The sequence below is a fragment of the Ruegeria intermedia genome (assembly GCF_900129345.1).
GTDB classification, from domain to species: domain Bacteria; phylum Pseudomonadota; class Alphaproteobacteria; order Rhodobacterales; family Rhodobacteraceae; genus Ruegeria; species Ruegeria intermedia.
Genome location: NZ_FQVK01000022.1, coordinates 61,708 through 73,004, shown reverse-complemented (window position 1 = coordinate 73,004; position 11,297 = coordinate 61,708). Strand labels below are relative to the sequence as shown.

The 11,297-nt window shown below is 63.7% G+C and carries 10 protein-coding genes and 1 tRNA gene; 2 read left to right on the top strand and 9 right to left on the bottom strand.

The window, feature by feature from the left end; genetic code table 11:
• Nucleotides 1-118 precede the first annotated feature (118 nt).
• On the bottom strand, nucleotides 119-1,093 hold the full coding sequence (locus tag F3H26_RS14945; RefSeq protein WP_149776811.1) for a Gfo/Idh/MocA family protein: 975 nt from the start codon (nucleotides 1,091-1,093) through the stop codon (nucleotides 119-121).
• Nucleotides 1,094-1,240: 147 nt separating this feature from the next.
• Between F3H26_RS14945 and F3H26_RS14940 the strand changes: the two genes are divergently transcribed.
• Nucleotides 1,241-2,419 carry a dipeptidase gene (locus F3H26_RS14940; RefSeq protein WP_149776810.1) on the top strand — a complete coding sequence of 393 codons (1,179 nt, stop codon included), beginning with the start codon at nucleotides 1,241-1,243 and terminating at the stop codon, nucleotides 2,417-2,419.
• A gap of 59 nt (nucleotides 2,420-2,478) precedes the next feature.
• Here F3H26_RS14940 and rpoH read toward each other — a convergent pair whose 3' ends face one another.
• Both rpoH and F3H26_RS14930 read right to left on the bottom strand, forming a co-directional pair.
• Entirely contained in the window at nucleotides 2,479-3,375 is an 897-nt protein-coding gene (rpoH, locus tag F3H26_RS14935; protein WP_149776809.1) for an RNA polymerase sigma factor RpoH, read from the bottom strand.
• A 125-nt stretch (nucleotides 3,376-3,500) separates the two neighbouring features.
• Entirely contained in the window at nucleotides 3,501-4,544 is a 1,044-nt protein-coding gene (locus F3H26_RS14930; RefSeq protein ID WP_149776808.1) for an RluA family pseudouridine synthase, read from the bottom strand.
• Here F3H26_RS14930 and F3H26_RS14925 point away from each other — a divergent pair.
• Nucleotides 4,543-4,845 carry a DUF6476 family protein gene (locus F3H26_RS14925; RefSeq protein ID WP_149776807.1) on the top strand — a complete coding sequence of 101 codons (303 nt, stop codon included), beginning with the start codon at nucleotides 4,543-4,545 and terminating at the stop codon, nucleotides 4,843-4,845. The two genes, F3H26_RS14930 and F3H26_RS14925, sit on opposite strands and share 2 nt — an antisense overlap.
• A gap of 6 nt (nucleotides 4,846-4,851) precedes the next feature.
• Here the strand turns inward: F3H26_RS14925 and F3H26_RS14920 are convergent, their stop codons facing one another.
• From F3H26_RS14920 to F3H26_RS14895, 6 genes are all read right to left on the bottom strand, one after another.
• Nucleotides 4,852-5,835 carry a hypothetical protein gene (locus tag F3H26_RS14920; protein ID WP_149776806.1) on the bottom strand — a complete coding sequence of 328 codons (984 nt, stop codon included), beginning with the start codon at nucleotides 5,833-5,835 and terminating at the stop codon, nucleotides 4,852-4,854.
• Nucleotides 5,835-6,824 (bottom strand): glycosyltransferase family 2 protein, encoded by a 990-nt coding sequence (locus tag F3H26_RS14915; RefSeq protein WP_149776805.1) that lies wholly within the window; start codon nucleotides 6,822-6,824, stop codon nucleotides 5,835-5,837. Before F3H26_RS14915 ends, F3H26_RS14920 begins: the two co-directional genes overlap by 1 nt.
• Before the next feature lie 143 nt (nucleotides 6,825-6,967).
• Nucleotides 6,968-8,962 carry a hypothetical protein gene (locus F3H26_RS14910; protein ID WP_149776804.1) on the bottom strand — a complete coding sequence of 665 codons (1,995 nt, stop codon included), beginning with the start codon at nucleotides 8,960-8,962 and terminating at the stop codon, nucleotides 6,968-6,970.
• Complete coding sequence (locus F3H26_RS14905) at nucleotides 8,959-9,894, bottom strand: hypothetical protein (protein WP_149776803.1); 936 nt, start codon at nucleotides 9,892-9,894, stop codon at nucleotides 8,959-8,961. Before F3H26_RS14905 ends, F3H26_RS14910 begins: the two co-directional genes overlap by 4 nt.
• A gap of 5 nt (nucleotides 9,895-9,899) precedes the next feature.
• Nucleotides 9,900-10,883, bottom strand: a complete 984-nt coding sequence (locus F3H26_RS14900) for a glycosyltransferase family 2 protein (RefSeq protein WP_149776802.1) — start codon at nucleotides 10,881-10,883, stop codon at nucleotides 9,900-9,902.
• A gap of 259 nt (nucleotides 10,884-11,142) precedes the next feature.
• Nucleotides 11,143-11,219: transfer RNA gene (locus F3H26_RS14895), tRNA-His, on the bottom strand.
• Nucleotides 11,220-11,297 lie beyond the last annotated feature (78 nt).

The following is an 11,297-nucleotide window of genomic DNA, read 5'->3' as shown; positions in this document are numbered from 1 at the left end:
CACCAGATACGAGAAACATGACGCCAACTTCCTCGCCCTAGTCAAACTCGCCGCAACACGCATCTGGTTGCGCGTCTATGAGTCGGTGACCTAGGCCCGCGGTGGTGCGTCGCGCAAGTCAGAGCGGTGTTGCGCCGTCGAACACCCGGTCGATCATCGCCTGCGTCCCGCGCGAGAATTCGAGCGGACACGGATATTCGTCCCCCGCGCGGATGGACCGGCAAAACGCCTCGACCTGCAGCGTGTAGTGATCGTCGGCCGGGAAGCGCCGCACCAGAACTTCCAAACCCGGGCGATGCAGCTCGACCCGGGCCTCGCCAAACACCCGCGCGTTGAACGGCGCGGTCAGGCGGATCAGGCCGCGCTCGCCGTGAAAGACCATTTCCTGATGCGGATGCATGCGGATCGAGACATAGGCCGAATATGTGAACCCCGGAAACTGCGCGCGGATTTCGGTGAAGGCGTCGATGCCATCCTCCCAGCGGATGGCCGATTGCACGGCGTCGGTCTCCTGCCCCGTCGCAAAACGGGCCGACCCGATGACATAGACGCCGATGTCGCGCAGCCCGCCGCCGCCGGTTTCGGCGCGGTTGCGGATATTGCCGGTGTCGGCGCGGTTGTCGAAGCTGAATGCGCCCGTGACATGCACCAGATCCCCGATGGCCCCGTCGGCGATCAGGTCGCGCACATGCTGCCATTGCGGGTGGTGCACGATCATATAGGCCTCGGCCGCCAGCAGCCCAGTCTGGTCGCGCTTGTGGATCAGGGCGTCGAACTCCTCGGCGCGCATGGTCATAGGCTTTTCACACAAGACGTGCTTGCCGGCCCCCAGCGCCTTCAGGCTCCATTCCACATGCAGATGGTTCGGCAGAGGGATATAGACCGCCTCGATTTCGGGCGAGGCCAGCAGCGCGTCATAGTCGTCAAAGACCTTCAGGTCCGGGCAGAAATCCTGAAACGGCTCGGCCTTGGCCGGGTCCGAGGTCGCCAGAGCGGCCAGTCGCGCACCCGAAGCCGCATGGATCGCAGGCCCCATGAACTGGCGGGCGAATTTCGCTGCCCCCAGAATGCCCCATTGAACCGGCTTGTGCATGGTGTCCTCCGTAATTGACCATGTTCGGCGCCGAAATGTTTGCGCCAACATCTGTTGCGCCCTCTGTACCAGCCAAGCGACGCCAAGTCAGGCTTTTCTCGTCGATTTTCCCCCGTAAGCTGCGGGAAACACTTGGGGAGGAAAGACGTGAAAAGACTTCTGAAATGGCTGACAGGCCTTGTCTTGGCCGCGATCGTCATCGGGGCCGTGGTGTTCTTTGGCTTCGTACCGGCCTATGTCGAAGACGCGCGCAACAACGTGATCGACCATGACCCATACCCGGTGTCCGACACCGCGGCGGCCCTGCACGAAACCCTGATCGTGGGCGACCTGCATGCCGACCCGCTGTTGTGGAGCCGCGACCTGACCGAGCGCGGAACCCGCGGCCAGGTGGATATTCCCCGGCTGATCGAAGGCAACGTGGCACTGCAGGTGTTCACCGCCGTGACCAAGTCGCCGGCCGGGCAGAATTACGAGGCAAACTCGGCCGAGGCATTCGACAACATCACCCTGCTGGCCATCGGTCAGCTATGGCCGCTGCGCACCTGGGACAGCCTGAAGGAACGCGCGATCTATCAGGCCGAAAAGCTGCACCGGTTCGAGGCCGCCTCGGACGGGCATCTGAAAATCATCAAGACCCGCGCGGATCTGGACGCGGTGCTCGAGGCCCGCGCGCGCGGCGAACAGGTCGTGGGCGGCATTCTGGGGATCGAAGGCGCCCATCCGCTGGAGGGCGATCTGGCCAATCTCGACCCGATATTCGATGCCGGGCACAGGGTGTTCGGGCTGCAGCATTTCTTTGACAACGAACTGGGCGGCTCGCTGCACGGCACCGCAAACACGGGTCTGACCGACTTCGGGCGGCAGGTGGTGGCCGAACTGGCCAAACGCCCGGTGGTGATCGACCTGGCCCATTCCAGCCCGCAAGTGGCGCGCGACGTGCTGGCCATGACCGACGAGCCGCTGATCGTCAGCCATGGCGGTCTGCACGGGTTCTGCCCGGTCAAGCGCAACTATCCCGATGACCTGATGAAGGAAATCGCGGCGACCGGCGGTGTCATCGGGATGGGATACTGGGCCGACGTCACCTGCGGCGACGTCACCCCGGCGGGAATTGCAAAAATGATCAAGGCAGCCATCGAGACGGTCGGGGAAGATCATGTGGCACTGGGATCCGACTATGACGGCTCGGTCGAGACCGCGTTCGACACGTCGGAACTGGCGGCGCTGACCTCGGCCTTGTTGGACGAAGGCCTGACCGAGACGCAGATCCGCAAGGTCATGGGCGAAAACATGGTACGGGTATTCCGCCAACAGCTGCAGTAGCGGCACGAAAAAACGGCCCGGAGCGATCCGGGCCGGGTGTTCTGGTCGGACCTGGCGCATCAGGCCGGGGTCAGCATCCCCTTTTCCCGCGCCAGTTCCCGCATCTTTTTCTGCAGCTTTTCAAAGGCGCGCACCTCGATCTGGCGAATGCGCTCGCGGCTGACATTGTATTGCGAACTCAGTTCTTCCAAAGTGACGGGCTGATCCATCAGCCGCCGCTGGGTCAGAATGTCCTTTTCGCGGTCGTTCAGCACCTCGAGCGCCTCGGCCAGCAATTCGCGGCGCACCTCAAGCTCTTCGCGGGCTTCATAATCGCCGGCCTGGTCGGCATCTTCGTCTTCCAGCCAGTCCTGCCACTGCATGGTTCCTTCACCCTCGGACCCGACCGTGGCGTTCAGCGACGCATCCCCGCCCGACATGCGGCGGTTCATGCTGATGACTTCATCTTCGGTCACGCCCAGATCATGCGCGATCTGCTTGACGTTGTCGGGGTGCAGGTCGCCGTCTTCCAGCGCACCGATCCGCGCCTTGGCCTTGCGAAGGTTGAAGAACAGCTTTTTCTGCGCCGACGTCGTGCCCAGTTTCACCAGCGACCACGACCGCAGGATGTATTCCTGGATCGAGGCGCGGATCCACCACATGGCATAGGTCGCCAAGCGGAAGCCCTTTTCCGGGTCAAACCGCTTCACGGCCTGCATCAGGCCCACATTGGCCTCGGAAATCACCTCGGCCTGGGGCAGCCCATAGCCGCGATAGCCCATGGCGATCTTGGCGGCCAACCGCAGATGCGAGGTCACCAGCTTGTGCGCCGCTTCGGTGTCCTGATCCTCGACCCACCGCTTGGCCAGCATGTACTCCTCTTCCGGTTCCAGCAGCGGAAACTTGCGAATCTCCTGTAGATACCGGTTCAGCCCGCCTTCAGGCGTGGGCACGGGGAGGTTTTTGTAATTTGCCATGTATCACGTCCCTTCGGACCAATGTTTATGTCCTTAACATGGATATGGGGCCATGTTTCGGACCATTCAAGGGCAGGTGTTAACAGTGTGGGATTAAAGATTGATAAAGGAAACCTAAGAATGCGTTAGTCACGAGACTTTGCGGGTTGTTTCAACGCCGAAATCAGGGCTTTCATGTCCTGCGGGACGGGGGCCTCGAACCGCATCCGGGCACCGGTTAGGGGGTGTTCGAACCCCAAAACCGCCGCGTGCAGGGCCTGCCGGGGAAAGCGGCGCACCGCCTCGGCCGCGTCCGCGCCGAAAGACCGGGCCGACAGTTTGCGCTTGCCGCCATAGACCGGGTCGCCCACCAGACCATGCCCGGCATGGGCCATGTGCACCCGGATCTGATGGGTGCGCCCGGTTTCCAGCCAGCATTCGATCAGCGACACGGCGCCCGGCTGCCCGAACACCTCGACGACCCGGGCGCGCGTGACGGCGTGGCGACCGCCGTGGAACAGCACGGCCTGTTTCTGCCGGTCGTGCTTGTGCCGCGCCAACTGCGTGGTGATCCGCATCACGTTTCCGGGCTCGAAACTCACGCCCTTTATGCCGCGCAGCCGAGGATCGTTGGCATCGGGCACGCCATAGCACAATGCGCGGTAATACCGTTCGACGCTGTGCGCCTCGAACTGGGCCGCAAGCCCCTGATGGGCCGCATCCGATTTGGCGACCACCAGAAGCCCGCTGGTATCCTTGTCGATCCGGTGCACGATGCCCGGCCGCTTGACCCCGCCCACGCCGGACAGATCATCGCCGCAGTGATGCAGCAGCGCATTCACCAAAGTGCCGCTGGGGGACCCCGGCGCCGGATGCACGACCATGCCTGCAGGCTTGTTGATCACGATCAGGTCGGCATCTTCGTGTACGATGTCCAGCGGAATGTCCTCGGGGCCGATATGACTCTCGTCCGCCTCGGACACGGTGATGCAGACAGCCGCCCCTTCCGCCACCTTGGCCTTGGCATCGGTCACGACCTTGCCGTCCACCGAAACCGCGCCCTCCTCGACCAGGCGGGCCAGCCGCGTGCGCGACAGATTTTCATCTGCTGGCACATCTCGAGAAAGCGCCTTATCAAGGCGGGGCGGCGGAGCGTCCGCGATCACGAATTCAATTGTCCGGGTGCCCATGACTGTCCCTTCAGATCCCCAAGAACCGCAGGAAACGCCTCAGCTGCGCCTGCTGCGCCGCATGGTCATGTTGCTGACCGCGGTGATGATTGGCGGCGTTCTAGTGACATTCGCCCTGATTGTCATCCGCCTATCGGACAGAACCCCCACCCTGCCCGATCAGATCGAATTGCCCGACGGTGCCCGCGCCCAGGCCGTCACCATCGGCAGCAACTGGTTCGCCGTTGTGACCGATGACAACCGCATCCTGATCTTCGACAAGACCACCGGACGCCAGCGGCAAGAGGTTCCGCTGGATTGAATCGCCTCAGGCGTCCAGCGCCATGCGGAACACGATTTCCGATGCCTGCTTGAGCGCTGCGACCTCTTCGGCGCTGTCGCGGCGGAACCGCCGGTCCTCGGCACCAAGGCGAACCGGAGAGAACAAAACCTTGCGGTCCGGAAAGAACTCTTGCCGGAACCCTTCGTCAGCCTCGGCCAGAAAGTCATCCAGCCAGGCGCGCTCATCGGGTTCCAGCACGTCGTGTCGGCGGATCATCACCGGATCGCTCACCGCCTGACGGCGCAACTGGCGGCTGCGCTTGCGCCCAATGGCCCGGGTCACCACGCCGAAGGCCTCGCTGGCGACCCGCGACAAGGACGGATTGGCCGGCAAGTCGGTAGGACACTCGGGGGGCGGCGCAACCCCAATCCGTGACAGGAAATCGTCGATGACGTTGCCATTGGCCAGTTCCGCCCGCTCATACAGCAGCGGCAGGATGGTGACACCCGGAAAGGCCGCTCGGATACGACCGACCGCCCCGGCATAGCTGTGCCCGTCCGGGTTGGACCGGATCGCCGCCAGCCGGTCACGGACAAAGCCCGAGCCATCCGCGGGCAGCCGGCCGTTTTTGGCCCGCTGCTTGTAATCGGCCTCGAAGAAATCGGAATAGCGGCGGCAATAGAACACCACGCGCATCTCGCGCGCGGGAATTTCCGCGAAGACCTGCGCCAGGCGCGCCAGGTCGGCGGTGTAGAACATCTCGGACGACACCACACAGGCCTTGTCCGCGTGATCCTCGTATTCGCGGGCGATCGCCTCGCGGAAGGCATCCAGCGGTTGGGCCGTCTGGTTCAGGTGAAAGGCCATCATGTTGTGGCTGACCTTGGGGCGCTCGCCCGTGTCCGGCCGCTGGCGCCCGGCCTTCATGTAGCGCAGCCCGTTCTCGGACAAGATATCCGCATGACCGCGCAGATAGGACTGAAGCGCCGTCGTACCGGTTTTCGGCATGCCGAGGTGCAACCAGAGCATCAGGCGCCCTCCTGCCCGGCCGTCATCTGCCGCATCAGATCGCGGATCTCGGCGGTATTCAGCAGCTCGGCAATCTGCCGGCGATGCAGGTCACAGGACTGGTGGTGCAGGCGTGCGGTTTCAGGGTCCGACATGAGCTCATGGAAATGGTCCCGCTTGCGATCGGCGATGGCGTCGATCGACCGGTCCTCGACCGCGTTGTGGTTCATCATGTTCCAGTAGTCCAACCCAAGGCTTTCACCCGTGTGATGCGCCCGCCCCCGCACCTTCTTGACCAGATAGCTTTCGCAGGATTTCAGCGCATAGTGGTTCACCTGCACCAGATCGTACCCGACCGAATCCCGGGCCGAGCGCCAGCTGCTGGTGAAATAGCGTTCGGGCATCGGCTGCCCCGATCCGTTGTACCAATGGCAATCCGCCATGCTGTCCACGTTGGGGCGCTTGGGGCGGTGGACGCCGATCACGTTCCAAAGGTCCCGCCGGAACATGGTCTTGAACCCCCAGGCCTGCGGTGGGCGCGGCATGTGATCCGGGGCGGCGCGGCGAAACTGTTCGGACAGGAACCTGTCTTCATAGCCGACGACCCCCGCATTTCCGAACAACCGCCAGGTCATCGAGATCATGTGCGCATCCGGGACGGCTTCTACCAATGATTGCAGGGTGTTGTCGCCCGCCTTTACATTGATGTGTTCATCGGCGTCGATGACCACGACCCAGTCCCGCGGGCGCGCCAGGTCCATGCGCAGGAACCGTTTGTAGGCGCGTTTCTGCGGGCTGCTGGGACGTGCCGAGTTGTTGTCGACATGGATCAGAACGCCGCGGTCGTGCAGTCGCTGCAACAGGGCGTCGGTGCCGTCCGTGCAGTCATTCGTCATCACGACCATCCGGTCGATTCCGATCGCCAGATTGTGCGCGACCCACTCCAGAACGAAGGGGCCTTCGTTCTTCATCGGGGTCACGCTGACAAAGCGGGGGGGCTGTTCGACCATGCGGTTCTGCCTCGGATCAATCGGCCCGGACGGGCGATCCCGCCGCGGGCACCGGTTTTTCATTCAGATTATTTTCTTCGCCCCGGCAGACCAAGGGCAAACTGCCCCGCCCCGCCGGGGCGTGGGGCGTCGATGCGCGCATGTCACCCATCGACCCGCCTCAGCTGGTTGGAAAACCGCGAATAGGTCGGGCAAAGCGCCACGGCCCGCTCCAGGAACCTTCTGGCCTGCGGCTTGTTCCCGCGCCTGAGGTGAATGCGCCCGGCTGCCCCCTGGATGGCGGCGGTGACCTCGTCCAGTTCGGCGGCATTCAGGATCTGCTGCTCGCCCTGCCGTTTGGCCCCGAGGCGGATCAACAACTGGCCGGTGGCAAAGACGAGAAACGCATTGTCAGGGTCGCAGGCCAGCGCATCCGCCATCGACAACCGCGCCGCGCCGGCATCGCCGGCATCTGCATATAGCTCGGCTAGGCGCTTGTGGTACAGCGGGGCGTCCGGACAGGCGGCCACGACCTTGCGCGCGACATCGATCGCCGCAGACAGCGACACCTCGCCGGTGTGCCGGTGCAGCGTCGAAATCAGGCTTTGCACGGCCGGATCGTCCTCGGACAGGTCCTCGGATGCCCGGACCGCCGCCTCGAGCGCGGCCAGCCGTGCAGGAGATTCGGGCAACCGTCGCGCACGCTGGTCCAAGGAAAGGTCGGCCCAGTCCAGCAGCACCATGTCGAAATTGCAGGGCTGGCGCGCGATGACCTTGTGCTGCACCAGATACAGGTTGTTGAACGGTGCAAACCGGCGCTGCCGCAGCCGGCGCTGCAGCGCCCAGTCGACCGGCGGGAACAGGCGGAACGGCAGTTGGTCGCGGTACAGCATCCGCGAACCCAGCACCACAACATCCGGCCGCAAAGGCTTGGCCCAAAACGCTTTTGCGAATCGCAGTCCGGCGGCCCAGCGCTTTTTCCGGGCCCCCAGGATCGCGCCGCGCAAGGCACACAGAACGGCTCGGTCCTCGGGCCACAAATTCGGGTTTTCCAACCCGGTCCGGGCCAAGTGTTCGCTTTCCTTCCACTTGCCCAGATAAAAGGCGTTCAGCGCCTGCAGCAGCGGCAGGAACGCATTGTCCGCCCCGGCATCGAGGATCGGCTGGGCGAGGTCATAGGCCTCTTGGCAGCGGTCCTGCGCACAGAGATACTGCGACGCCTTGGCATAGACATGCGCGGCCTCGGACGGGTTGAGAAATGCAGACGGCCCCTGGGCGACCCGCTGGATGACTCGTTCATTGGCGCGGGCGATCTCGTCCTCGGACAGCACGTCCCGAAAGACCAGCCGCTGCTGACCGGAAATCCGCGCCGCAGCCATCGAGAACGCCGAAATGAACGGAGCGATCACCCGCTCGGCCCTAGACATCGTGTAGAGTTCCAGGAAATCCCGCTGGGCACGGGTCATGCCGGACAGATCGGCGATGTCGGCCATCTGGATCAATTTCGGGTGGCGCTGTTGAAACCGCGCGATCAGTTCGGGCTGATCGGAAAACATGATGGCCGTCTGCCCGCGCGACTTGTCCAGATGCGCGTCATACAGTTCTTCGGGCTCGATCTTGGCGGGCCAGGTCGTATGCTTCCAGGGCAGGCCGTTCAGGATGTCACCGCGCCGGATGTGATAGGCCGACACCCCCTTGCCCGACAACCGGGCGTCGGCCTGATCCATGACCGCGCGGATCGGCGGCGCAAAGCCGATCCGATGGATGAAATCGCGGTATCGGGGGCGGATGGATTCGATATCCTCCCAGGGAAAGGCCAGAACCTCGAAGCCTTCTTCGACGATGACCGAACGGCCCGCGGCCAGATGGTCGCGCAGCCTGTCGGGGGTCTTGTCGCCCTGAAAGCTCCAGACGGGAACCGCATCCGCGGCCAATTCGTCATAGGCCCGACCCTCCAGGAAATGGGCCGCCATCCATTCGGTGGCGAACAGCTCGTGCGGTGTGTCCAACTCCGGTGCGTCGGCCCCCTGCGGAAACCAGTTGACGCGATAGTCCGTGTCGAAATCCTCGGCCAGGCGGATGCAGGTCAGCATCATCAACAGCCGCGCACCCAGGCGGTCCTTGCGCTGGCCGATGAACACGCCCCGGCCGGGGGTCATGACGCACCGCCCGCGACAGCCTGGCGCCGCAGGGCGCGGAATCGCTGCCGCGCGGCCCCGACAAGTTTCGGATGCCGGTCTTCACCCACCGCCTCGATCCCGCGCATGTAGATGGGCAGGCGCCGCCGTGCGCGCATCATCCGGTAAAAGGCCTGCGGTTCCAGCGTGCCGGCCATGGCCTGCTGCATCACCGGCTTCAGCGCGTCGATCTTGCGCAGCATCGGCGCGGCAAAATGGTTCGAGAACCACGTCTTCAGCGGCACTACATTCGCGCCCTGCAAGCGATGGACGTGCCGCCGGTCGGGCTCGAAGAACGGATCATAGAAAACATAGACCTTTCGGGCCGTCCGGATGCAATCGGCCGCATCGCCCAGCGGCAGGTCCCAATCCTGAACCTTGCCAAAGCGATATCGGGTCTCCCACGGCACCAGCCGTTCGTCCAGCGTGGATTGCGGGTTGAAGGCGATCACCACCGCCCCGGGCGCCAGTGCCGAAAAGGTCAGCGCCCCGAACCCACCCATCGAGGCGCCGGCGAACACGACCTGATCGAAACGCTCGAAGAGCCCTTCGCGCGCCTTGGCCTGAAAATAGTCGATGATCTCGGGGTCGCGGTACCAGGCCTTGGACCGCGCGAACACGCCCATATGCGACCAGCCCTCGTCGCGGAAGAACTTCCAGCCCCAGGGCTCGCGCGCGAAGGACAGATCGTTGGCATTGCCTATGTTGTCGAAACTGACGACCAGTCGCGCCGCATCCCGTTGATGGAACAGGATCGAATGGCGTTCGAGCTTGCGGAAGAATCCGGTTCCTTCCCCGCCCGGATAGATCTCGACGAACCAGGGCGGCGCGGGATCGGTCAGAATGCGCTCGTACCCCGTTTTGCGGTCGGGATGCTCGGGCTTCAGCTGATCCTTCGAAAGTTCGTCGGCCATGGGTCTTACACCAGATTGTCCGCCAGCCATGATCGGAAGTCCACCCAGTCGGGGCGCAGCTTGATCTCGGCAATCTTGGCGCGGTGCCACTCGCACGCCTCGTCATGCAGGCGGGCAAGCTCGGCATCGGCCTTCAGCTCGGCCAGCACCGGCGCGGCCCGGCGGGAGATGGGCTGAATCGAGGTGTCCCGGACCTTGTTGGCGTTCATATCCAACCAGTAGGCCTGCCCCTGATCCACCTTGACGTGATTGGTGCGGCCCCGGTCACGCTTGACCAGAAACCCCTCGAGCGAGCGCACGGAATAGTGGTGCAGGCGTCCGAAGGCATGGTCGAACCCCTGCCAGGCCCGCCAGCCGACCTTGTCGGCGGGAAACAGGTTTCCGCCCGCGTCCGACCAGGCGACTTCGTGCTCGCGCCCCTCTTCGATGCCCTTGGGGCGGTGCGGGCCGAAGCGGCTGAACCGGTCATTGTTGCGAAACAGAGTCTTCAGCCCGTAGGCCCGGCCGGAATGATAGGGGAATTCGCGATCGGCCATGGTGAAGCTTTCGGTCACGGGCCTGTCGTCAAAGCTGATGTTGCCCGAACTGCCGAACAGGCGCCAGGCGAAGGAAATGGCGTCGACCGGGCGGCCCGCCTTCTGCTCGACCGCGTCGATCAGCGCCGGAAAGCTGTTGTTCCCCACGCGGATGTTCCAGAATTCATCCACATCCAGGCACATCAGCCAATCGGCCTCTTTCACCTTGGGGTGCCGGCGCGCGCGGCGCAGCATCTGGTGTTGCGGGTTGCCGCCGTCGCGCACGGCATTCGGAACATGGGTCGCCAGCCCCATCTGCTGAAGGCGGCGGGCGATGTCGTCGGTTCCGTCCGCGCAGTCATTGGTGAATATCAGGAAATGATCGACCCCCAGCATGCGATGAAAGGCGACCCATTCCAGCATGTAGGGGCCTTCGTTCTTCATCGTCGTGAAAACGGTAATGGTCTGGGACATTTACGCCTGTTCCGATCTGCCTTTTGCCCTTTCTTACACAAGCCGCCCCGGAGCCGCGAGGCCGGAATGGGCTGGGACATGCATTGTACGCCCGACTGGTGCGCGTCTGCACCCAAGCCGGCGATAGCCGGAGACGGCCGAGACTGACCATTCTGCCCCGGCAACCATCGGCAAAAAACCCCTAATGCCGGGCTAACAAGATCCCTGGGAAACCGCGCAGCGCGGACAGGCAGCCATTGACCAATCGTCTGAGGATGGATGGTACCGCCTCCCTGGCTTGAACAGGGGACCTCTGGATCCACAATCCAGCGCTCTAACCAACTGAGCTAAGGCGGCACGTGAGGCGCGATTTACCGAAGCCGCCGGGGGATTGCAAGGGCCTTGTCGGCGAATTTTTCGGCATTGTCCGAAACG

Bases quoted from the DNA above. Each gene is read 5' to 3' on its own strand.
- F3H26_RS14945 (WP_149776811.1), bottom strand. From the start codon at position 1,093: ATGCACAAGCCGGTTCAATGGGGCATTCTGGGGGCAGCGAAATTCGCC.
- rpoH (WP_149776809.1), bottom strand. From the start codon at position 3,375: ATGGCAAATTACAAAAACCTCCCCGTGCCCACGCCTGAAGGCGGGCTG.
- F3H26_RS14925 (WP_149776807.1), top strand. From the start codon at position 4,543: ATGACTGTCCCTTCAGATCCCCAAGAACCGCAGGAAACGCCTCAGCTG.
- F3H26_RS14930 (WP_149776808.1), bottom strand. From the start codon at position 4,544: ATGGGCACCCGGACAATTGAATTCGTGATCGCGGACGCTCCGCCGCCC.
- F3H26_RS14920 (WP_149776806.1), bottom strand. From the start codon at position 5,835: ATGCTCTGGTTGCACCTCGGCATGCCGAAAACCGGTACGACGGCGCTT.
- F3H26_RS14915 (WP_149776805.1), bottom strand. From the start codon at position 6,824: ATGGTCGAACAGCCCCCCCGCTTTGTCAGCGTGACCCCGATGAAGAAC.
- F3H26_RS14910 (WP_149776804.1), bottom strand. From the start codon at position 8,962: ATGACCCCCGGCCGGGGCGTGTTCATCGGCCAGCGCAAGGACCGCCTG.
- F3H26_RS14905 (WP_149776803.1), bottom strand. From the start codon at position 9,894: ATGGCCGACGAACTTTCGAAGGATCAGCTGAAGCCCGAGCATCCCGAC.
- F3H26_RS14900 (WP_149776802.1), bottom strand. From the start codon at position 10,883: ATGTCCCAGACCATTACCGTTTTCACGACGATGAAGAACGAAGGCCCC.